Source organism: Ensifer sp. LBL, assembly GCF_050435225.1.
In the GTDB taxonomy this organism is placed as follows: domain Bacteria; phylum Pseudomonadota; class Alphaproteobacteria; order Rhizobiales; family Rhizobiaceae; genus Ensifer.
The window spans coordinates 1,279,295-1,300,708 of the sequence record NZ_JBNDJY010000001.1 but is presented as its reverse complement, the minus strand read 5'-3'; the positions used below and the strand labels follow the sequence as shown (position 1 = coordinate 1,300,708).

Sequence of the window (21,414 nt, the reverse complement as noted above, 5' to 3'; positions counted from 1 at the left end):
TCAGTGCCTCGAAATCTGGATGCGGTTCCAAAGGTTGATCATCGCCACCGTCGCGGTGATGACGCTGATCTCCTTTTCGCTGAAATGCTGGCGCAGCTCGGCGCGAAGCGGGCCGAAGTCGGTGCGGGGCTCCAGCTCAGTCAAGGCTTCGGTCCAGGCAAGGGCTGCCTTCTCGCGCGGTGTGAAATCACTGACCTGGTCCCAGACGATGATGCGGTCGAGCCGCTCGTTGCTCTCGCCCTCGGCGCGGGATTCCTTGGTGTGCATCTTCACGCAGAAGCCGCAGCGGTTGATCTGCGAGGCGCGCAGTTGCACGAGATTGTGGATCGTGCGGTCGAGTCCGTGCAGGTCCATGGTCTTGTGCACGTCGGCGAGTGCGCCGAGCACATCGGAGATTTCCTGCTCGTAGCGGACGGCTTTGGTATCGGTCATGGTCTCAACTCCATCGTTGTCGTGTTGCTTATGACCAATTGACGATCGACGCCGGACAGCTGTGACGCGGGCTCGATGATTTTTCTCGCAGGACGCGAAGAAAAATGCATGAGCTGATTATTTTGAAGAAGTTTCAATAATTTGAGAGTCGCGATTTCTCGCGGTCATCAGGCTTTCGGTGGATAGCTGTGCTCGCCGCCGCGAAAATCCGTGACCGTGTAACAGCCGCCGCCCTCGGCCGCGATCGAGGCAGCGCTGATCACCGCCTTGCCGTGCCCGCCGGGGATGTCGAGGATGTAGGTGGGCTGGCAGAGGCCGGAGACCCGGCCGCGCAGGGCGGCGACCAGCGCCTGGCCTTCCTCGATCGTCAGGCGGAAATGGCTGGTACCGGGCGCGAGGTCCGGGTGGTGCAGGTAATAGGGCTTGATCCGCGTCTCGACGAAGGCGCGCATCAGTCTGGCAAGCACCTCCGCATCGTCGTTGACGCCCTTCAAGAGCACCGACTGGCTGACCATGACGATGCCGGCATCGATCAGTCGGGCAGAGGCGGCACGCGCCTCGTCCGTCAGCTCGCGCGGGTGGTTGGCATGCAGCGCCACATAGGTCGCCTTGCCGCTGGCCTTCAGCGCCGCGATCAGGTCGGCGTCGAGACGCGCCGGCTCGACCACCGGAACGCGGGTGTGGAAACGGACGATCTTTACATGCGGGATCGGCTTCAGCCGTTCCATGAGTTCGGTGAGCCGGCGCGGCGACAACACCAGCGGATCACCGCCGGTGAGGATCACCTCCCAGATTTCCTCGTGCGCGGCGATATAGGCGATCGCAGCATCGAGTTCGGCCGGCGTCAGCGTGCCGAGACCCTGCGGCCCGACCATCTCGCGGCGGAAGCAGAAACGGCAATAGACCGGGCAGACATGCACGGCCTTCAGAAGCACCCGGTCCGGATAGCGGTGAACGATGCCGGTGACGGGGCTGTGCGGCTTGTCGCCGATCGGGTCCTCGCGTTCCTCGGGCAGCAGCGTCAGTTCGGCCGCGTCGGGCACGAACTGGCGGGCAATCGGGTCATTGGGGTCGTTGGGATCGATGAGGCCGGCAATCGCAGGGCTGATCGCGACGGCATAACGCTCGGCGACAGCGGCAACCGCCGCCTCCTTGGCGCTGTCGATGAGGCCTGTTTCGACCAACTCGCGTGCGGTCTTGATCGGGCGGTGAACGTTCACGCTCGCGTCTCCGCCACGGGCGCCCAAAGCACCTGGTCGATGCGCGACGCCCCGGTTGAGAGCATCACCAGCCGGTCGAAGCCGAGCGCAATGCCGCTTGCTTCGGGCATAATCGCGAGTGCCGCCAGAAAATCCTCGTCGAGCGGATAGGTCTCGCCATAGACCCGGGCCTTTTCGACCATTTCCATCTCGAAGCGCCGGCGCTGCTCGGCCGCGTCGGTCAGCTCGCCGAAGGCATTCGCAAGTTCGACGCCACAGGCATAGAGCTCGAAGCGTTCGGCAACGCGACGGTCGCGCGCGGCGGGGCGGGCGAGCGCGGCCTCCGCCGTCGGGTATTCGTCGAGGATCGTCGCACGGCCGAAGCCGAGATGCGGCTCGACCTTTTCGACGAGCACGCGGCTGAAAAGGTCGGCCCAGGTGTCGTCATGGGCGACCCGAAGACCGGCCGCGGCCATCGCTGCGGCAAGGGTTTCGCGGTCGGTTTCGCCGTTGGCGGCAATCGAGGCCAACAGGTCGATGCCGGCAAAACGCTCGAAGGCGTCCGCCACGCTGAGGCGCTCCGGCGCGGCAAAGGGATCGCAGGCCTGTCCCTGGTAGCTGAACTGCTTCGTGCCGGTCGTTTCCGCCGCAAGCGCCAGGATCTCGGCGCAGTCGCGCATCAAGGCCTCATAGCTTTCACCAGTGCGATACCATTCGAGCATGGTGAACTCGGGGTGGTGCAGCGGTCCGCGCTCGCGGTTGCGGTAGACATGGGCGAAACAGGCGATGCGCTGTTCGCCGGCCGCCAGCAGCTTCTTGCAGGCAAATTCCGGCGAGGTGTGCAGATAGAGCGGGTGGCTGGAACCGTCGTGGTTGAGCGCCTCTGTGGCGAAGGCATGCAGATGTGCCTCGTTGCCGGGCGAGACCTGCAGGGTCGCAGTGTCGACCTCGATGAAATCGCGCACCTCGAAGAACCGGCGCAATGCCGATTGGATCCGGTTGCGGCCGAGAAGAAACGGGCGCCGGTCGGCATGGACATCGGGCGTCCACCAGGGTGAGGCATGCGGCATGGTCGGTTCAGTCCAGGCTTTCTTTGCGCAGATGCCGGCTCAGGCTGGCTATTTGCACGAAATTAGGGTAGTGGCGGCGCGAAATCCTTATTTTCGCGTCCTTCAGGGCCAGTGTTTCCGGCCCACGGTGTCGCGCATACCTCTGTTACAAGGAAGACTAATGGTCAAGGTCATCGCTTCATCTGTCCGTAAGGGCAACGTACTCGACGTCGACGGCAAGCTCTATGTCGTGCTTACCGCCCAGAACTTCCACCCGGGCAAGGGCACGCCGGTCACCCAGGTCGACATGCGCCGCATTTCCGACGGCGTGAAGGTCTCCGAACGCTACCGCACGACCGAACAGGTCGAGCGCGCCTTCGTCGAAGACCGCGAGCACACCTTCCTTTATGAAGACGCCGAAGGCTTCCACTTCATGAACCCGGAAAGCTATGACCAGCTGGTCATGAGCACGGACGATATCGGCGACCTCAAGGCCTACCTGCAGGAAGGCATGGCCGTCATTCTTTCGATCCACGAAGGCCTGGCGATCGCCATCGACCTGCCGCGCCACGTGACGCTCGAAATCACCGAGACCGAGCCGGTCGTCAAGGGCCAGACGGCTTCGTCGTCCTACAAGCCGGCGGTTCTGTCGAACGGCGTTCGCACGCTCGTTCCGCCGCACATCCAGGCCGGCACCCGCGTCGTCATCGCGACGGAAGACGGTTCCTACGTCGAGCGCGCCAAGGACTGAGGCATCGACCAGGTCAATTTGGACGGGGACGGCAGCGAAGGTTGCCGTCCCCGTTTTCGTTTCCGGCAGGCTGCGTGAGCAACCAGAAATTTAAGGGGCGCATTTCGAAAAACGGGTGCTAGGATGCGGCGCCGATACGACGTGTCACGAGAGGGCCTGCATGTTCCCATTGTCGCATATGATGAAGTCGTTCATTCGCAAGGGTCGCCTGACGGTGATCGATGCCGATGGCAAGAGGCACGTTTATTCCGGGACGCCCGGGCCGGAAGTGACGATGCGTCTCACCGACAGGAAGCTCTATCGCAGCCTCGTCTTCAATGCGGAACTGGCCGCCGGCGAAGCCTATATGGATGGCACCATGCGCTTCGAGGAGGGCTCCACCCTCCGGGATTTCCTGACGCTGTTTTCGATCAACCGCCTGTCGCTCGGCTCCTACCCGATCCAGAAGTTGCTGCGCGCGGTAAAGATGCGCTTCCGCAAGCGCCAGCAGGCCAACCCCAAGGGCAAGGCACAGCAGAACGTCGCGCATCACTACGATCTCGGCAACGCGTTCTACAAGCTGTTCCTCGACGAGAACATGCTCTACTCCTGCGCCTATTTCCGCGAGCCGAACGAGACGCTCGAGACGGCGCAGCGCAACAAGCTGAGGTTGCTTGCCTCCAAGCTTTGCCTGGAGCCCGGCATGAAGGTGCTCGATATCGGCTGCGGCTGGGGCGACCTTGCGATGTATCTCGCGCAGCTCGCCGATGTTCAGGTGCTCGGCGTCACGCTTTCCAAGGAGCAGCAGGCGCTTGCCACCGAAAGGGCGCGTAAGGCTGGCCTGTCGGACCGGGTGCGCTTCGAGCTCAAAGACTATCGCGATGTTGAGGGGCCGTTCGACCGCATCGTCTCGGTCGGCATGTTCGAACATGTCGGAGTCCATCACTATGACGAGTTCTTCAAGAAGCTGAACGCGCTGATGCCGGACGACGGCCTGGCGGTGCTGCATTCGATCGGCCACATGAGCCCGCCCGGCATGGCAAGCTCCTGGCTTCGCAAGTACATCTTCCCGGGCGCCTACTCGCCGGCACTGTCGGAAGTCTTCGAGGTCGTCGAGCGCAACAGCCTCTGGGTCAGCGATCTCGAATTCCTGCGGGTGCACTATGCAACGACGCTAGCCCATTGGGGCGCGCGCTTCGATGCGAACCGCGACAAGGTGATCGCCCTCTATGACGAGCGCTTTGCCCGTATGTGGGAGTTCTATCTGATCAGTGCCGAGATGATGTTCCGCACCGGCAGCCAGCTCGTCTTCCACATGCAGCTGTCGCGCTCCCGCGATGCGGCGCCGATCGTGCGCGACTATATCACCGACCGCCAGCGCGATTTCATGGCCCGCGAACAGGCGCTCGCGCTCCATCTCTAGAAGGGACGCATTTCCGGACGGAAAACCGCTACACACTTTTCCTGGAATTGCTCTCTTCGTCCGCATACCAGCGCAATCGCTTGTAGTCGAAGCCGAACTCCAGCGTCGGCTTGACGATCGCAAAGAACGGCGAGAGGTCGAAATCCCTGGGCGTGTAGAGCGAATGGTGGCGGATGTGGAGGATCTCTTCGCGTGAATAGGTCGAGGTTGCTGCCGCCCGTCCGGGCGCGCGGGTAACCTCCGGCAGGATCGGATAGCGGATCTGCTCGAAGGCGGCCGCAATCAGCGTCGAGCAGATCGCCCGCGTCGGATCGCCGGAACCGAAGGCCAGCAGGCGCCGCCGCCAGCGCACCGGAACCGGCGGTGTCGGCAGGAAGTAGCGCAGCATGTCCAGAATGTTCTTCAGGTCGTATTTCAACCCGAGCCTCGAGATCATGAAGCCGACGAGGGCCGTGCGATCATCCGGCGTCAGCGCGATCGGCCGGCAGATGCGGGTGTTGAACGAGGCGTATTTCTTCAACGGCACGGCGACGCAGCCCTCGCCGATGTTGACCTCGATCAGCTGCGGCCGCTCGATGACCGGCAATGTCGCCTGATCGAGCGTCAGCGGCATCTGGTCGCCGGCAAAGAAGGCGGCATGCGACCAGGTCGATTGCGTCAGGTACTTGATCGCCGCCGAAACCTTCTGGTTGCCCTCGATCAAGAGAATGTCGCCCGGGCGCAGCGTGCGCGCCAGCGTTTCCTGATCGGATGGCGTGTAGGGTTCGTAGCCGGATGTCTGCGCCTGCAGGCGCGCGGCGAGCCTGGCGCCGAGACGATCCAACACTGTGTCTTTGCTTTCGGAAAGCGGATAGATGGTCCTCATCGAGGCGATCGCTCCGGGGAAGGGAATGAGATTCGCGGGTGGCCGGCATCGTGGCCGAGCCGCGACACTCTGTCGAGAGATTGTCGCATGATTGCATGGCTTTGGCCTTGACGGGGTGGTCCCGCATTTCTATTTTAGAATTATTCTAAAGAAGGTTTCCTCCCAATGTTTTCCCGTCTCTTCTCCCGTTCCAAACGCCCGTTTTTGTCCCTGAGCGAACAGGAAATCCTGGCGCTCGCGATCTCCTCCGAAGAGGACGACGGGCGCATTTATCTCGCCTATGCCGATGCGCTTCGGGGGCAATACCCCCACTCGGCAAAAGTGTTCGAGGAGATGGCGGAGGAGGAAAGCCACCACAGGCAATGGTTGATCGATCTGCACGTCCAGCGCTTCGGCAACCGCATCCCTCTGATCCGGCGCGAGCATGTACGCGACTTCCCCGAGCGCAAGCCTGATTGGCTGATTGCCGAAATGCCGATCGAAAAGGCGCGCGAGGAAGCCGAAGCGATGGAGGAGGCGGCGCACCGCTTCTATGTCGAGGCCGCCACCAGATCCCAGGATGCCGCCACCCGCAAACTGCTCGGCGATCTCGCGATCGCTGAAAAGTCGCATGAATCACTCGCCCGTCGGCTTGGCGAAGAGCATACGCCTGAGGACGTGCGTGCCGAGGAGGATCAGACCGCGCGCCGTCAGTTCATCCTCACTTACGTTCAGCCCGGTCTCGCCGGCCTGATGGACGGCTCGGTCTCGACGCTGGCCCCGATCTTCGCCGCGGCCTTCGCGACCCAGGACACCTGGCAGACCTTCCTTGTCGGTCTCTCGGCCTCCGTCGGCGCCGGCATCTCCATGGGCTTCACCGAAGCCGCCCATGATGACGGCAAGCTTTCCGGTCGCGGCTCGCCGATCAAGCGCGGCCTTGCCTCCGGCATCATGACCGCGCTTGGCGGTCTCGGCCATGCGCTGCCCTATCTGATCCCGCACTTCTGGACGGCGACCGCGACGGCGGCCGTGATCGTCTTCGTCGAGCTTTGGGCGATCGCCTTCATCCAGAACCGCTACATGGAAACGCCGTTCCTCAGGGCCGCTTTCCAGGTGGTGCTCGGCGGCGGTCTAGTACTGGCGGCCGGCATCCTGATCGGCAACGCCTGACGGGCGAGCGCAGATACGAAAAAGGGCCGGTTCGACCGGCCCTTTTTTTGAAACTCTTCGTGTTGCCTTGAAGTCAGTTGCCGACCGAGCCGACGACGACTTCTGCGCCGTTCTGGATGGTGACCCAGCGGCCGCTGTGGTTGGACGCCTGGCGCTTCAGGTAGCGGTAGGGCGTATGGGTCCAGAGCTTGACGCCGTTTTCGAGGTTGTCGAGGATGAAGTCGCCCTGCGCGGTGCGCACGGTCAGAACCGCATGGCCTTCGCCGTCGGGCTTGCGCACCACGGTGATCAACAGGTCGCTTGCCGAGAAGCCCTTGCTCATCAGGCGCTTGCGCTTTTCGAGTACGAAGTCTTCGCAGTCGCCGGCGCCGTCCGGATAGGACCAGACTTCGTCCCGGCCGTGCAGTTCCAGGTCGGTCATCGGCGTGATCTCGCGGTTGACGGTCGCGTTCACCTGCCGGATCGTTGCCCAGCCCCGTTCGGTCACGCGTGCAGCGACGATTCCCTTGGAGCGTACGTTGCACTCGCTCTTGTACTTCTGGCAGAATTCGTAGTGGCCGATCGGCTGCGAGGTCGCCGAGCCAGTCTGCATCCAGGGAGACGATCCCGCCTGTGCGGGGATTGCCGTGTTTGCTGAAATGAAAAGTGCGCAGAACGCCGCGATACTTCCCTTAACTCCAGTCCAAGACGCCATACAAGTCCCCTGCGGCGCGGTATGCCGGACGCTCTTTGTCCGGACGCATTCGCGCAATCCTGAGTTGAAGGCAGCTTGTTTAGGTTCGTCCCCGGCGCTGCTCTAATCGTTAATAAAGAGTTAATAACGTCGGGACTGCAGAGTCAATCTCCGGAATCGGGGCATCGGAGTTTATGGTTAAAACCGGAACTGAACGCACGCGAACCGTTGCGCCGCAGGGGATCTGCGGCGCAGGAGCGGTTTTGTCCTTGGGTACCGGTCGAAAGGAAGGGATATTCCGGCGACGGCTCAGGCGAGCATCGTGCCGATCGCCTGTTTCATTTTAGCAATGTCTTCTTCGCGCGAGAGGCGATGATCGCCGTCGCGAATGAGCGTCATCACGACGTCGTCGGCGGGCAGGTGCTCCATCAGCCGCAGGGCGTGGGTATAGGGCACGTCGGGGTCGCGCATGCCCTGCAGGATGTGCACCGGGCAGCCGGTCGAGATCGTGCCGTCGAGCACCCGGTTCTTTCGCCCGTCCTCGATCAGCGCGCGGGTAAAGATGTTCGGTTCGGGGCTATATTCGGAAGGCTCTTCGAAATAGCCGCGTTCGGAGAGCGAGGCCCGCTCCGCATCCGTCAGGTTGGGCTCGATCAGTTCGGCGGTAAAGTCGGGTGCCGGCGCGATCAGCACGAGGCCGGCGACCCGGTTTCCGTCGCCCCGACGCCGGAGTTCCTGGATGACCCGCAAGGCAATCCAGCAGCCCATCGACGAGCCGATCAGCACCACGCGTCCGGGTGCGGCCTGGTCGATGACGGCGAGGCTTTCTTCGAGCCACCGCGAGATCGTGCCGTCGGTGAAGGCACCGCCGGAGGCGCCATGGCCGGAATAATCGAAGCGCACGCAGTCAGCGCCTCGCTCCATCGCATAGCGCTCGACCTCGACCGCCTTGGTGCCGGTCATGTCCGAACGGTAGCCGCCGAGCCAGACCAGCGTCGGCTGCCCGTCCGTCGGCCTGTCGGCATGCCGCACGCGCATTGCGATCCTGCGTCCGGCCTCCGCTGCGCCGACCTCGATGAAGCTGATTTCCGTCTCGGCTGGCGTGTTCTGCATGCAAATTCTCTCCAAAGGCCGGTTTCGTTGGCGATTTTCCTTCTAAAACAGATTCGTCTTGCTATCGACAGGTGGTGATTTTCCTTGCAAGCCGTGCTATTGACTCTCCCGTCGCAATTCACACATAGCCGTCGGTGACAGATTCAGGCGCTTCGTTTGGGATCGCGCCGGCGAACGAATTAAACAACATTTTTCGAAATAGCTCGAGGAGAGTACGACCATTCGCAGACCGTTCAAAGCGGACGCCCCCGTCAAGGAGGGGCCGCGCTCAAACAAGGAAATCCGGGTGCCCCGGGTTCAGCTTATCGACGCCGAAGGCCAGAACATCGGCGCCGTTCCGATCGACCAGGCGCTCCGCATGGCGGAGGAAGCCGGTCTTGATCTGGTAGAAATCGCACCGAACTCCGAACCGCCGGTGTGCAAGATCCTGGATCTGGGCAAGCTGAAATACGCCAACCAGAAGAAGGCGGCTGAAGCGCGCAAGAAGCAGAAGATCGTCGAAATCAAAGAAATCAAGATGCGCCCGAACATCGACACGCATGACTATGACGTGAAGATGAAGGCAATGAACCGGTTCTTCGAGGACGGCGACAAGGTCAAGGTCACGCTGAAGTTCCGCGGCCGCGAAATGGCGCACCAGGAACTGGGCATGAAGCTTCTGCTGCAGGTCAAGGACGACACCCAGGCGATCGCCAAGGTGGAAGCCGAGCCGAAGCTCGAAGGCCGCCAGATGATGATGGTTCTCGCGCCGCGCTAAGCGCTGCCGCCCATCCGTCGAAATGACGAAAGCCGCCTCCGGGCGGCTTTTTTCGTTGCGCGATCCTTCCGGCTTTGCTGACAGAATGCTGACAGTCGCCCTCAGCGAGCTGTCAGGCATCCCGTGCCATTCTCTCCGCATCAAATCGGGAGAAGGAGCCGAGATCATGAATTCAGTGCTGCGAAAGGCCTTGCTCGTTTCTACGGTCGGTATCTGCGGCCTCGTATCGGCGCCGATCGGCGCCTCGCTCGTTGCCACCGGTCCGTCGCATCCTTTCTCGACCATGGCGTTCGCCGACGATGACGACAACGACAACGACGACCGCGGTGGTGGCGATGACGACCGCGACGACGATCGGGGCCATGATCGCGACGACGACGATGACGATGATCGCGGTCCCGGTCATCGTGACGATGACGATGACGATGATGACGACCGCTTTGACGACGACTTCGACGATGCCCGGGATGATCATGAGATTGAGCTACGGGTGACCGATGAAAATCTCCGCGGCCTGCGCAATGGCTCGCTGGTTGCCGTCGACAATCTCGGCCGGCTGCTCGAGGTCGAGGTGGAATACGAACGCGGCGTTCGCGTTGTGACGGTCGAGCCGCATGACAGCGATATCCGCCGCAATCCGGGACCGATCGGCAGCGTCTCCATCCGTCCGGCATTCTGATCCGGTCACGATTTGCCCGGCGCATTAGCCCCACACCATGCGCCGGAGCAATGGTCGGCCGTCACCAGCCCGCCCGGCGGTCCGACCCGGCAAGCGCATGCCCCCTGTGCCCGAGACGGCATTGGGGGCATGCGCGTCGCTGGCGTTCTCGCCAAGGCTGGCATAGGCTCGCCCCGAACGATGTCCGCGGCGTCGCGGTAGAGAAACCACCTGGCGGGCGCATCCGCCAACGCATTTGGAAGGAACCGAAGCTGAGGAGCAGTTGCGACAGGATGAAGCCATGGCGATGACACGACGAGACCTGATCGCGCTCTTCTGCTGCTCGCTCCTGCTTTCGCTCGCGCCGCAGCCTGGCGGCATCGCGGCCCTGGCCAAGGATGACGACGATGATGATGACGGCGGCTCGCATGGCGGCGGCGGTCACGGCAACGACGATGATGGCGATGATGATGACGACGACGAAGACGAAGACGATGATGACGACGAAGACCTCGGGGCGGATGGCGCCGGCGGTGCGCGGCGGAGCGATCAGGAGCGGGCGCGCGACGGCGTCGAAAAGGGCGACATCCTGCCGCTGAAGGAGGTTCTTCGGCTGGTCGACGAAGACAGATACGGCCGGGTCATCGCGGTCGATCTCAAGCGATCCGGCGGCAGCGAGATCTACCGGCTCCGCACCCGCGACCGGCAGGGCACGATCCGCAACCTGCGCATCAATGCTCGAACCGGCAAGTTCGTGAACATTTTCGGGTTCTAGAGGAGCGTCATGCGGATTCTTCTGGCGGAGGACGATCCCAATATTGCAGCCCATGTTGCAAGCCGGCTGGAGGCCGAAGGTTATGGCGTCGATACGCTTTCCCATGGCCCGGATGTCTGGGAGCAGGGAGAGAGCGGCAACTACGCCCTGGTCATCCTCGATCTCGGCCTGCCGGGCATGGACGGGCTGTCGATCCTGAAGCGCTGGCGGCAGGCGGGGCTGGAGACGCCGGTTCTGGTGCTGACGGCGCGCGGCTCCTGGATGGAGCGCGTCGACGGTTTCGATGCCGGGGCGGACGATTACCTGCCGAAACCCTTCCGCGCCGAGGAGCTCCTGGCGCGGCTGCGCGCGCTCCTTCGGCGCGCCGGTCCGCGTGTGACATCGGTGCGTGCTGCCGGGCGCTTTACCCTTGACGAGGCAGGGCGCCGGGTGACCTTCGACGGGCAGCCGCTCGACCTCAGCCCGCTCGAATACCGCATGCTCGCCCTGTTCGTGGAGCGCAAGGGCCAGGTTGTCACGCCGCTTGAGCTGGCAAGCCACGTGCAGGGCCGCGACGACGATGCCGCCAAGAATGCGGTGGAAGCGATGATTGCCCGCCTGCGCAAGAAGACCGAGAGCGGCGCGATCGAAACGCGGCGCGGGTTTGGCTATGTGCTGCCGGACGTTGGCGCATGATCCGCTCGTTGCGGCTGAGGCTGGCAATCGGCGCATCGGTCGCCATCTGCCTGGTTCTGCTGGTGGTCTGGCTGTCTTTAAGCCGGCTTTTCACCGATTATGTTGCCGGACGTTACCGCGCCGAAATGGCAACGCTCGTCGATACCGTTGCCGCCCAGGTGCGGGTGCGCAACGGCGAATTGGTGCTGCCGCGCGCGCCGGCCGATCCACGCCTGAGCCTGCCGGCCGGCGGCCGCTACTGGCAGCTCGACCGCGACGGCGGCACGCCGCTGCGTTCACGCTCCCTCTGGGACACGGTGATCGATGCCGATCGCCCGTCGGCGTCGCACCACCTGGGTTTTCTTGAGGCGGAGGGGCCCGACGGTGCGCCGATCCTCGTCTACCGCCAGGCCCTGACGCTCGGCGAGGGCGCGGATGCCAAGCGGTTCGCCGTCGCCGCCGGTTTTGCGCGCGGCGAACTCGATGACGCCTTGTCCGCCTTTCACGGCCGCATCCGGCTGATGCTGCTGGCGACGGCGGCCGTGCTTGCCGGCGCCGCATTTCTACAGGGTGCGCTCGGCCTTCTGCCGCTGGCGCGGCTGCGGGAGCGCGCCGCTCGCGTCCGCTCCGGCGAGGAGAAGGATTTTGGTCTGGCTGGCCCGAGCGAGGTGCAGCCGCTCGTCAGCGAAATCAATCTTCTGCTTGCGGAGCGCGCGACGGCGTTGGCGCAGGCTCGGGCGCGCGCCAGCGATCTTGCCCACGGGCTGAAGACGCCGCTGACGGTGCTGGCGCAACTTGCCGAAGGCCTGCCGAAACAGCAGCGCGACATCGCCCTCGAACAGGTCGACCTCGTGCGCCAGCGCGCCGACCGCCAGCTTCAGGCGGCCCGCATGGGCGTCGAGCGAATGGCAACGACCTCGATCGCCGACCTCGGTAACAAGCTGGTCAGCGTCTTGCGTCCCGTGACCGCCGAGCGCGACGTTGCCTGGGAGGTCGATATCGATCCGTCGATTTCGATCGACGTCGATCCGGCCGACCTTGCCGAATGTCTCGGCAACCTGCTCGACAATGCTGCCAAATGGGCGCGGGCGCGCATCCGGCTTTCGGCGGGGATGATCGACGGGCGCGTTCGGATCGCCGTCGGTGACGATGGGCCGGGCATTGCGGAGGGCGATCGCGCGCAGGCAATGCACCGCGGGAGCCACAGTGCCAATGCCGCGCCGGGCCACGCTTCCGGCAATGGCCTCGGACTGGCGATCAGCGCCGATATAGCGGAGGCCTATGGCGCGGCCATGTCGCTCGGGCAATCGGCGTTGGGTGGTCTTGAGGTCGCGCTGACGTTCGACGTCGGCGGCGGCAGCCGCCGCCCGTGTGATCCGGCCTGAGGCGCAACGCGCCGTCGCAAATTGGCGGAATGTGCCGGCGCTGAAGGCATCGGATCGCCACTTGCAGCCCGCGTCTTCGATTCCCCAGTTGCGCTTTTCGGGATGTGCGGTTATAAGCCCCCGTCCGAACGGTCCGGCAGGGCATGCCGTGGCCGTTCTTAACGCTGGAAATGGACCTCGTCTGTCCGTTTCGATTCTTAAGAACAATGGAGTAGCAAAATGCCCAAGATGAAGACGAAATCGTCTGCCAAGAAGCGGTTCAAGATCACCGCCACCGGCAAGGTTCGTGCTGCAGCTGCTGGCAAGCGCCACGGCATGATCAAGCGTACCAATAAGTTCATCCGCGATGCGCGTGGAACGATGATCCTCGCTGAGCCCGATGGCAAGAAGGTCGTCAAGAACTACCTGCCGAACGGTCTCTAAGACTTTCAGGCATATTGGACACGTTAAGGAGATCATGACATGGCACGTGTAAAACGCGGCGTAACCGCCCACGCCAAACACAAGAAGACGCTGAAGGCAGCCAAGGGCTTCTACGGCCGTCGCAAGAACACCATCCGCGCCGCCAAGGCAGCGGTTGACCGTTCGAAGCAGTACGCTTACCGCGACCGCAAGGTTAACAAGCGCAACTTCCGCGCTCTCTGGATCCAGCGTATCAACGCTGCCGTCCGCGAATTCGGCCTGACCTACGGCCGCTTCATCGACGGCCTGAACAAGGCTGGCATCGAAGTCGACCGCAAGGTTCTGTCCGACATGGCTATCCATGAGCCGGCAGCATTCGGCGCCCTCGTCGAAGCTTCCAAGAAGGCGCTCGCCTACCTCAAGGAAGCCGGTACGGAAAACGAGTTTGAAAGCGCTGTTCGTTAAGCCAGCGTTTTCCCAAAATCGTTTTTGAAATTAGTTGGGAAACCCGCGCTGGCAGGGCTGGCGCGGGTTTTTCTTGTTTTACGGGACGAAAGTGTACCACGATCGAAGGGGACCATGCGCGGTCCCGGAGCTTGATGACGACGATATGACGTCTCTGCTGGCAGCGCTTGCAGCCGGCCGGGAGCGCGTTGAGCGCTGCGAGCTCAAGGATCGTATGGTCTGGATCAAGCGCTACTGTCGCCAGGGCCCCCGTCTTTGGCTGCGCACGCAAGCCTTCATCGCCCGGATCTGTGGCCTTCCCGTGCTGCTGCCTTCCCCCCTTCTCGACATCGAGGGCATGATCGAGCGCGAAGTTCGCCAGATCGCGACCTTCTCCGAGGCCGGTTTCATGACGCCCGAGGTCATCTATCGCGGACCGAAGGTGCTGGTTCTCTCCCATCTCGGCCTGCCGGTCAGCAAGCATATGGGGCCGCTGCGCGACAGTGACGCCGACGCCCACGATCAGCTGCTGGTGCGCTGTGCTGCGGAACTCGGGCGCCTGCACCGCGCCGGCCTTTGCCACGGACGCCCGCATCCGCGCGATTTCATCATCGACAACGGCGAATTCGGCTTCCTCGATTTCGAGGAGGTGCCTGCGAGCGTCATGCCGCTGGCGACCGCCCAGGCGCGCGACCTCTGGCTCCTGTTTTTGCAGGTAGCGAGCCGGGCCCTTCTGCCGGAGACCCCGGCAGTGGCCTTTGCCGCCTGGAAGTCCGCCGCTCCGGCGGAAGCCAGCAGGGCGCTCACCGAAATCATGCCGCTCTTCATCCGCTTGCTGCCGCTGGCGCGCTTCCTCCTGCGCTTCCGCAAGGGCAACGATATCATCCGTTTCATCGCTGCGACGGACTATCTGGCGGGTGCGACGCAATCACATTCTTGAAGACAAGAACCGATATAGAACCGAACCCATTCCCGCATCGAGGCAGGACAGAATGAGCGAACTGGAAACACTGGAACGGACACTCCTGGCGGACATCGACGCCGCCGGCGACGAAGGATCGATCGAGGCGGTGCGCGTCAACGCACTCGGCAAGAAGGGCTCGATCTCCGAGCTGCTGAAGACGCTCGGCACCATGACGCCCGAGGAGCGCCAGACCCGCGGCGCGCAGATCAATGCGCTGAAGAACACGGTCGCCGAAGCGATCGCCGCTCGCAAGTCGGCGCTCAAGGACCAGGCGATCGCCGAGCGCCTGGCGCGCGAGACCGTCGACATCAGCCTGCCGGTGCGCTCGTCGCCGGCCGAGCGTGGCCGCATTCACCCGATCAGCCAGATCGTCGACGAGATCACCGCGATCTTCGGCGACATGGGCTTCTCGATCGCCGAAGGGCCGGACATCGAAACCGACTACTACAACTTCACGGCGCTGAATTTCCCCGAGGGCCATCCGGCTCGCGAGATGCACGACACCTTCTTCTTCAATCCGGATGAAAACGGTGAGCGCAAGGTGCTGCGCACGCACACCTCGCCGGTGCAGATCCGCACCATGGAAGCGCAGAAGCCGCCGATCCGCATCATCATTCCCGGCAAGACCTACCGGCAGGATTCCGACGCGACCCATTCGCCGATGTTCCATCAGGTCGAAGGCCTGGTGATCGACAAGGCGGCGAATGTCGCCAACATGCGCTGGGTGCTGGAAGAATTCTGCAAGGCCTTCTTCGAGGTCGACCAGGTGACGATGCGCTTCCGCCCGTCGTTCTTCCCCTTCACCGAGCCGTCCTTCGAGGTCGATATCCAGTGCGACCGTTCCGGCCCGATCGTCAAGTTCGGCGAAGGCACCGACTGGATGGAGATCCTCGGCTGCGGCATGGTGCACCCGAACGTGCTGCGCTCCGGCGGGCTCGACCCGGACGAGTACCAGGGTTTCGCCTGGGGCATGGGCCTCGATCGCATCGCGATGCTGAAATACGGCATGCCGGACCTGCGTGACTTCTTCAACGCCGACGTCCGCTGGATGACCCACTATGGCTTCCGCCCGCTGGACATGCCGACGCTGTTCGGCGGTCTCTCGGCCTGATCGCGCGCAGTTGACCGGAGCGGGCGCGCTCACACTGTTCGCGCCTCCGCTCGTTCTTTTTGTTTTGCCGCATTTGTGCGACGCCAGGTGATGCCACCTGGCTGCAAAATGCTCCTAGGACACAGGTGAAATCATGAAATTCACGCTTTCCTGGCTCAAGGACCACCTTGAAACCGACGCTTCGCTGGAAGAGATCTGCGCGCGCCTGACGATGATCGGGCTCGAAGTGGAAGACGTCGACGACAAGGCCGCCTTCAAGCCCTTCGTCATCGCCAAGGTCGTTTCGGCCGAGCAGCATCCGAACGCCGACAAGCTGCGCGTGCTGATGGTCGATACCGGCAACGGCGCTCCGATCCAGGTCGTCTGCGGCGCACCGAATGCGCGTGCCGGCCTCGTCGGCGCTTTTGCAGCCCCCGGCACCTACGTGCCCGGCATCGACGTGACGCTCGCCGTCGGCACCATCCGTGGCGTCGAAAGCCGCGGCATGATGTGCTCGGAAAAGGAACTGCAGATCTCCGAGGACCACAACGGCATCATCGACCTTCCCGCCGATGCGCCCGTCGGCACGAGCTACGCGACCTACGCCGGCCTCGACGATCCGATGATCGAGATCAATCTCACGCCGAACCGGCCGGACTGCACCAGCGTCTACGGCATTGCCCGTGACCTCGCCGCCTCCGGCCTTGGCACGCTGAAGGCGCGCAACGTGCCGACCTTCAAGGTGGAAGGCGACACGCCCGCCAAGCTGACGCTCGACCTCGGCGAAGACAAGCATCTGTGCCCGGGCTTCTCGCTGCGCCTGGTGCGCGGCGTCAAGAACGGCCCGTCGCCGAAGTGGATGCAGCAGCGTCTGCTCGCCATCGGCCTGCGCCCGATCAACGCGCTGGTCGACATCACCAACTACATGACCTTCGACCAGGGTCGCCCGATGCACGTCTTCGACGCCGCCAAGGTCAAGGGCAACCTGACGGTCCGCCGCGCCAAGGACGGCGAGACGGTGCTGGCGCTCGACCAGCGCGAATACAAACTCGGCCCCAACAACGTGGTTATCGCCGACGAAAAGGCGATCGAGTCGATCGGCGGCGTCATGGGCGGCGAACATTCCGGCTGCGACGAGAACACCACCGACGTGCTGATCGAGTCGGCGCTCTGGGACCCGATGAACATTGCCAAGACCGGCCGCACGCTCGGCATCATCACCGATGCGCGCTACCGCTTCGAACGTGGCGTTGACCCGGAATACATGGTGCCCGGTCTCGAGCGCACCACCGAGCTGGTGCTCGAACTCTGCGGCGGCACGGCGGCCAAGGCGGAAGTGGTCGGTTATGCCGGCTACAGCCCGAAGGTCGTCGACTTCCCGGTTTCCGAAGTGAAGCGCCTGACGGGTCTCGAAGTCTCCTCCGAGGAGAGCGTCTCGATCCTGAAGAAGCTCGGCTTCGGCGTCGAAGGTTCCGGCGATCGCTTCAAGGTCTCGGTACCGTCCTGGCGCCCCGATGTCGACGGCAAGGCCGATCTCGTCGAAGAGGTCATGCGCATTCACGGCGTCGACAACATTGTCGCCGCCCCGCTGCCGAGCCATGGCACCGTCAACGGCAAGATCCTCACGACGCTGCAGATCCGCACGCGCCTTGCCAAGCGCGCGCTTGCCAGCCGCGGCATGCTCGAAGCGGTCACCTGGTCGTTTATCTCCGAGGAACAGGCCAAGCTCTTTGGTGGTGGCTCGGCTGCCCTGAAGCTCGCGAACCCGATTGCCTCCGACATGTCGGACATGCGTCCGTCGCTGCTGCCGGGTCTGCTGGCCGCCGTCCAGCGAAATGCCGACAAGGGTTTCGGCGACGTCGCAATCTTCGAAGTCTCCGGCACCTATGAAGGCGATACGGCGGACGCGCAGCGCCGCGTTGCAGGCGGCATTCGTCGTGGTACCGCATCGCTGAACGGCGCCGGCCGTCTGTGGTCGAACGCCGCCAAGGGCGGCGGCAAGCCGGTCGATGTCTTCGACGCCAAGGCCGACGCCATTGCGGTGCTCGAAGCCTGCGGCGTGCCGATGGGCAACGTCCAGTTCGAGCCGGGCGGTCCCGCCTGGTACCATCCGGGTCGCTCCGGCACGATCAAGCTCGGCCCGAAGATCGTTCTCGGCACCTTCGGCGAGTTCCACCCGAAGACGCTCGAAGCGCTCGACGTCTCGGGTGCGCTTGCAGGCTTCGAGATCTATGTCGATGCCATGCCCGAGCCGAAGAAGAAGGCGACCCGCACCAAGCCGGCGCTCGACCTCTCGCCGTTCCAGGCGGTCAAGCGCGACTTCGCCTTCGTCGTCGACAAGACGGTGGAAGCCGGCGCCATCCTGCGCGCCGCTTCCGGTGCCGACCGCAAGCTGGTCACCGGCGTCAGCGTCTTCGACGTCTTCGAGGGCGCCTCGCTCGGCGAAGGCAAGAAGTCGATCGCCATCGAAGTGACTATCCAGCCGGTCGAGCGCACGCTCACCGACGAGGATTTCGAGGCGCTCACCGCCAAGATCGTCGCCAATGTGACGAAGACGACCGGCGGCGTTCTGCGCGCCTGATCCGATCGAAAAAAAAACGGATACCGAAAGGGCCGCTGTACCGCAGCGGCCCTTTTCGTTGCGGCCTATTGCGCGCGCTGCATCAGTTCGATGCGGTTGCCGAACGGGTCGTTGACATAACATCTGCGGTAGCCGGCAAGCGGCTCGTCCTCGGCAATCGTCACGCCGCCGGCTTCGAGCCTGAGGATCATCCGCTCAAGATCGTCGACCAGAAAGGCCGGATGGGCCTTGCGCGCCGGTACGAAATCCCGGTCGATGCCGAGATGCAGGCGGATGCTGCCCCGCTCGAACCAGCAGCCGCCACGGCCAAGCAGATTGGCGGGCTTGGCGACCTCCGTCAGCCCGAGCAACCCGCCATAGAAGCCGCGCGCCAAGTCCTCGCCGCCCTCCGGTATCGCAAGCTGTACATGCTCGATGGCCGGCCGGTCGACGTGGCCTCGGGCCCGCCGTCCGTCATTGCGCGTGCAAGTGATAGATCTTGTTGACGATCAGCCAGCGGCCGTCGATCTTCACCAGCGACAGGTAATCGGAGAAGCGCTCTCCGGCGAAGCTGTCGATGACCTTCACCGTGGCGGCGTCGCCGGTAATGTCGATCAACTGCACGTCCATTTCCGGCTGTGTTCCGGGCGGTGCCGCACCGGTGTCGAGGATCGCCTTGATGAAGCCGTCACGCGTCATCCATTCGAGTGCGCCCTGGTAATTGCCGATGATCGCAGCATCCGGATGGAACGCCTTGCGCAGCGCCCCCTCGTTGGCAAATGCCATGCCGTCGACATAGAGGTGCACCACTGCACTGATCGCCTGTTCGTCGGACATCCCCGCTCCTCCTGACCTTTTGACCGTCGATCGAGAGGTAGGGCACCCGGCGGGAATTTCGATGGGTGATCTCCTCGCGCCGGTGGCGCGAGGAGAAGGTGTCAGCGGTTGGTGAGCGCCAGCGACGCATCCGTGTAGCGCTTGCCGGCGACCAGGGCCGGGGAGAGTGCGTCGGCGAGCCGGCTCGATTCTTCGGCCGTGAGCGTGATGTCCGCAGCGGCGGCGTTCTGTTCCAGATGGTCGAGCTTGCGTGCGCCGGGGATCGGCACGATGAAGTCGCCCTGGTTGATCACCCAGGCAAGGGCCAGTTGAGCGGCGGTGACACCCTTTTCCTCGGCCAGCGCCTGCAGCGTTTCGACCTGCCGGACGTTGGCATCGAGATTCTCCGCCTGGAACCGCGGCAGCGAGCGGCGGAAGTCGTCGGCTTCCAGATCCTCGACCTTGCGGATCGCGCCGGTCAGCATGCCGCGTCCAAGCGGGCTGTAGGGTACGAAGCCGATGCCGAGTTCGCGGCAGGTGGCAAGCACGTCTTCTTCCGGGTCGCGCGACCAGAGCGAATACTCGCTCTGCACCGCGGCGATCGGATGAACCCTGTGGGCGCGGCGAATGGTGGCCGCACTCGCTTCCGAAAGCCCGATCGCCCGCACCTTGCCCTCGCGCACCAGCTCGGCCATGGCGCCGACGGTGTCTTCGATCGGCACCTCAGGATCGACGCGGTGCTGGTAGTAGAGATCGATGACATCCGTGCCGAGCCGCTTGAGCGAGGCTTCCGCCACCGCCTTTGCCTGTTCCGGCCGGCCGTCGACGCCCCTGATCGCCTGGACGCTCGGCACGCCGGTTTCGATGCGGAAGCCGAACTTGGTGGCGATGACCACCTTGTCGCGCATCGGGCCGAGGGCCTTGCCGACGAGCTTTTCGTTCTCGAACGGGCCGTAGACTTCGGCCGTGTCGAAGAAGGTGATACCGAGATCGACGGCGCGCTGTAGCGTGCGGATCGATTCCGCTTCGTCGGCGGCGCCATAGGCAAAACTCATGCCCATGCATCCAAGGCCGATGGTGGAGACGGTAAGGTCACTTCCGAGTTTGCGGGTTTTCATGTCTGATCCTGTCTGGCTGACATGCGTCAGAGGTAGCGCGCTGGGAGCGCACGTCTATCGTCCGAGGCAATGAATGGGTGGGTGGGCACCGCCGCTTACGCCTTCCATCACGGAGCGGCAGGTTCCTCTGTGCCATTGCCGAACGCTCTCCTCGCGTCGTTCGAGCCCGGCAACACGTGAAGAATAGGCCTCGGCGGGGCGACTGAAAATCACTGTCAATTCTCACGGGCTGTTCTATCATTTCGATCAATGAACAGAACACAGCTCTCCCAACTCGCGGTATTGGCCGCCGTCGCCGCCCATGGCAGCTTTCGCGGAGCCGCGCGCGAACTGGGTGTCGCACCGTCGGCCGTCAGCCACGCCGTCGGCAGCCTCGAGGCGAGCCTCGGCATTCGCCTGCTCGCCCGCACCACCCGCAGCGTCGCGCCGACGGAGGAGGGGCGCCGGCTGCTCGAACGGCTGGCACCGGCGCTCGACGAGATCGCCCATGCTCTGGAAGCGGCGTCGGACGCCCGCGAGCGTCCCGCCGGCAATCTGCGCATCACGGCACCGCGTTTCGCTGCCGATCTGATCCTTGCGCCGCGCCTGGGCGCCTTCCTGGACCGCTATCCCGAGATTGTGCTCGAAATCGCCAACGAGGACGGCTTCACCGATATCGTCCAAGAAGGTTTCGATGCCGGCATCAGGCTCGGTGAGAGCCTGGAGGCCGACATGATCGCGGTTAAGGTCGGGCCGGAGCTCGAAAGCGCCGTCGTCGCGTCACCCGAATACTTCCAACGCTACGGCCGACCGCAGCACCCGCGCGACCTCGCGCAGCATCGCTGCATCCGTCGGCGCTTCTCCAACGGCACGCTCTATCGCTGGGAATTCGAGAAGGATGGCGAGGAACTGACGGTATCGGTCGAGGGACCGCTGATCCTTGGCGAAGACCGACCGATCATCAAGGCGACAATGGGCGGCGCCGGCCTTGCCTATCTCTTCCTGTCGCGCGTCGAGACCGCGATTGCCGAAGGCAAGCTGGAGCGCGTCATGGCGGACTGGTGCGCACCCTATGCCGGTCCCTATCTCTACTATCCGAGCCGCCGGCAGATGCGGCCGGCACTGCGCGCCTTCATCGATTTCTTCCGGCACAGCGGATAGCCACGGCGCGAAATCGGG

General features: G+C 63.7%; 24 protein-coding genes. 14 read left to right on the top strand and 10 right to left on the bottom strand.

Annotated features, from left to right (window positions below; translation table 11 throughout):
* The 3 genes from OKW20_RS06380 to epmA form a co-directional block, all read right to left on the bottom strand.
* Positions 1–432, bottom strand: a complete 432-nt coding sequence (locus tag OKW20_RS06380) for a carboxymuconolactone decarboxylase family protein (protein WP_429170946.1) — start codon at positions 430–432, stop codon at positions 1–3.
* Positions 433–599: 167 nt separating this feature from the next.
* Positions 600–1,652 carry a lysine-2,3-aminomutase-like protein gene (locus OKW20_RS06375; protein ID WP_429170945.1) on the bottom strand — a complete coding sequence of 351 codons (1,053 nt, stop codon included), beginning with the start codon at positions 1,650–1,652 and terminating at the stop codon, positions 600–602.
* A complete protein-coding gene (gene epmA / locus OKW20_RS06370; protein WP_429170943.1) occupies positions 1,649–2,701 on the bottom strand; it encodes an EF-P lysine aminoacylase EpmA in 1,053 nt (350 codons plus the stop codon). Before epmA ends, OKW20_RS06375 begins: the two co-directional genes overlap by 4 nt.
* 160 nt (positions 2,702–2,861) lie before the next feature.
* Here epmA and efp point away from each other — a divergent pair, with 160 nt between their 5' ends.
* Both efp and OKW20_RS06360 read left to right on the top strand, forming a co-directional pair.
* Positions 2,862–3,431, top strand: coding sequence for an elongation factor P (efp, locus tag OKW20_RS06365; protein WP_043617128.1), 570 nt, complete (start codon positions 2,862–2,864; stop codon positions 3,429–3,431).
* A 160-nt stretch (positions 3,432–3,591) separates the two neighbouring features.
* Positions 3,592–4,833, top strand: coding sequence for a class I SAM-dependent methyltransferase (locus OKW20_RS06360; RefSeq protein ID WP_429170941.1), 1,242 nt, complete (start codon positions 3,592–3,594; stop codon positions 4,831–4,833).
* 28 nt (positions 4,834–4,861) lie between these two features.
* Here the strand turns inward: OKW20_RS06360 and OKW20_RS06355 are convergent, their stop codons facing one another.
* Entirely contained in the window at positions 4,862–5,698 is an 837-nt protein-coding gene (locus OKW20_RS06355; RefSeq protein WP_429170940.1) for a lipo-like protein, read from the bottom strand.
* A gap of 165 nt (positions 5,699–5,863) precedes the next feature.
* Between OKW20_RS06355 and mbfA the strand changes: the two genes are divergently transcribed.
* The gene (mbfA, locus tag OKW20_RS06350) at positions 5,864–6,847 is read left to right on the top strand and encodes an iron exporter MbfA (RefSeq protein ID WP_429170938.1); all 984 of its coding nucleotides are present in this window, start codon (positions 5,864–5,866) and stop codon (positions 6,845–6,847) included.
* A 73-nt stretch (positions 6,848–6,920) separates the two neighbouring features.
* Here mbfA and OKW20_RS06345 read toward each other — a convergent pair whose 3' ends face one another.
* Together OKW20_RS06345 and OKW20_RS06340 are read right to left on the bottom strand one after the other, a co-directional pair.
* Positions 6,921–7,541, bottom strand: coding sequence for a transglutaminase-like cysteine peptidase (locus OKW20_RS06345; protein WP_429170936.1), 621 nt, complete (start codon positions 7,539–7,541; stop codon positions 6,921–6,923).
* A 288-nt stretch (positions 7,542–7,829) separates the two neighbouring features.
* Entirely contained in the window at positions 7,830–8,633 is an 804-nt protein-coding gene (locus OKW20_RS06340; RefSeq protein ID WP_429170934.1) for an alpha/beta hydrolase, read from the bottom strand.
* Between the two features lie 220 nt (positions 8,634–8,853).
* Here OKW20_RS06340 and infC point away from each other — a divergent pair, with 220 nt between their 5' ends.
* Entirely contained in the window at positions 8,854–9,390 is a 537-nt protein-coding gene (infC, locus tag OKW20_RS06335; protein ID WP_043617110.1) for a translation initiation factor IF-3, read from the top strand.
* 172 nt (positions 9,391–9,562) lie between these two features.
* Here the strand turns inward: infC and OKW20_RS06330 are convergent, their stop codons facing one another.
* Entirely contained in the window at positions 9,563–9,865 is a 303-nt protein-coding gene (locus OKW20_RS06330) for a hypothetical protein (protein WP_429170932.1), read from the bottom strand.
* Between the two features lie 15 nt (positions 9,866–9,880).
* Here OKW20_RS06330 and OKW20_RS06325 point away from each other — a divergent pair, with 15 nt between their 5' ends.
* From OKW20_RS06325 to pheT, 9 genes are all read left to right on the top strand, one after another.
* Complete coding sequence (locus OKW20_RS06325; RefSeq protein ID WP_429170930.1) at positions 9,881–10,069, top strand: hypothetical protein; 189 nt, start codon at positions 9,881–9,883, stop codon at positions 10,067–10,069.
* A gap of 280 nt (positions 10,070–10,349) precedes the next feature.
* Positions 10,350–10,823, top strand: coding sequence for a PepSY domain-containing protein (locus tag OKW20_RS06320; protein WP_429170928.1), 474 nt, complete (start codon positions 10,350–10,352; stop codon positions 10,821–10,823).
* A gap of 9 nt (positions 10,824–10,832) precedes the next feature.
* Positions 10,833–11,498, top strand: a complete 666-nt coding sequence (locus tag OKW20_RS06315) for a response regulator transcription factor (RefSeq protein ID WP_043617101.1) — start codon at positions 10,833–10,835, stop codon at positions 11,496–11,498.
* Positions 11,495–12,862: a sensor histidine kinase gene (locus tag OKW20_RS06310; protein WP_429170926.1), complete on the top strand. Its 1,368-nt coding sequence runs from the start codon at positions 11,495–11,497 to the stop codon at positions 12,860–12,862. Before OKW20_RS06315 ends, OKW20_RS06310 begins: the two co-directional genes overlap by 4 nt.
* A gap of 219 nt (positions 12,863–13,081) precedes the next feature.
* Entirely contained in the window at positions 13,082–13,285 is a 204-nt protein-coding gene (gene rpmI / locus OKW20_RS06305; RefSeq protein WP_043617095.1) for a 50S ribosomal protein L35, read from the top strand.
* 39 nt (positions 13,286–13,324) lie between these two features.
* Positions 13,325–13,729 (top strand): 50S ribosomal protein L20, encoded by a 405-nt coding sequence (gene rplT, locus OKW20_RS06300; RefSeq protein WP_043617092.1) that lies wholly within the window; start codon positions 13,325–13,327, stop codon positions 13,727–13,729.
* A gap of 145 nt (positions 13,730–13,874) precedes the next feature.
* Entirely contained in the window at positions 13,875–14,648 is a 774-nt protein-coding gene (locus OKW20_RS06295) for a serine/threonine protein phosphatase (RefSeq protein WP_429111966.1), read from the top strand.
* A 52-nt stretch (positions 14,649–14,700) separates the two neighbouring features.
* Positions 14,701–15,783, top strand: coding sequence for a phenylalanine--tRNA ligase subunit alpha (gene pheS / locus OKW20_RS06290; RefSeq protein ID WP_043617089.1), 1,083 nt, complete (start codon positions 14,701–14,703; stop codon positions 15,781–15,783).
* 133 nt (positions 15,784–15,916) lie between these two features.
* Positions 15,917–18,343: a phenylalanine--tRNA ligase subunit beta gene (pheT, locus tag OKW20_RS06285; protein ID WP_429170924.1), complete on the top strand. Its 2,427-nt coding sequence runs from the start codon at positions 15,917–15,919 to the stop codon at positions 18,341–18,343.
* Positions 18,344–18,408: 65 nt separating this feature from the next.
* Here the strand turns inward: pheT and OKW20_RS06280 are convergent, their stop codons facing one another.
* From OKW20_RS06280 to OKW20_RS06270, 3 genes are all read right to left on the bottom strand, one after another.
* Positions 18,409–18,816 (bottom strand): VOC family protein, encoded by a 408-nt coding sequence (locus OKW20_RS06280; protein WP_429171161.1) that lies wholly within the window; start codon positions 18,814–18,816, stop codon positions 18,409–18,411.
* Positions 18,797–19,159 (bottom strand): nuclear transport factor 2 family protein, encoded by a 363-nt coding sequence (locus OKW20_RS06275; protein ID WP_429170922.1) that lies wholly within the window; start codon positions 19,157–19,159, stop codon positions 18,797–18,799. The genes OKW20_RS06280 and OKW20_RS06275 overlap by 20 nt, the downstream gene beginning before the upstream one ends.
* A gap of 101 nt (positions 19,160–19,260) precedes the next feature.
* Entirely contained in the window at positions 19,261–20,256 is a 996-nt protein-coding gene (locus OKW20_RS06270; protein ID WP_429170920.1) for an aldo/keto reductase, read from the bottom strand.
* A gap of 249 nt (positions 20,257–20,505) precedes the next feature.
* Here OKW20_RS06270 and OKW20_RS06265 point away from each other — a divergent pair, with 249 nt between their 5' ends.
* Positions 20,506–21,396: a LysR family transcriptional regulator gene (locus OKW20_RS06265; protein ID WP_043617078.1), complete on the top strand. Its 891-nt coding sequence runs from the start codon at positions 20,506–20,508 to the stop codon at positions 21,394–21,396.
* The last annotated feature ends 18 nt before the right edge of the window (positions 21,397–21,414 follow it).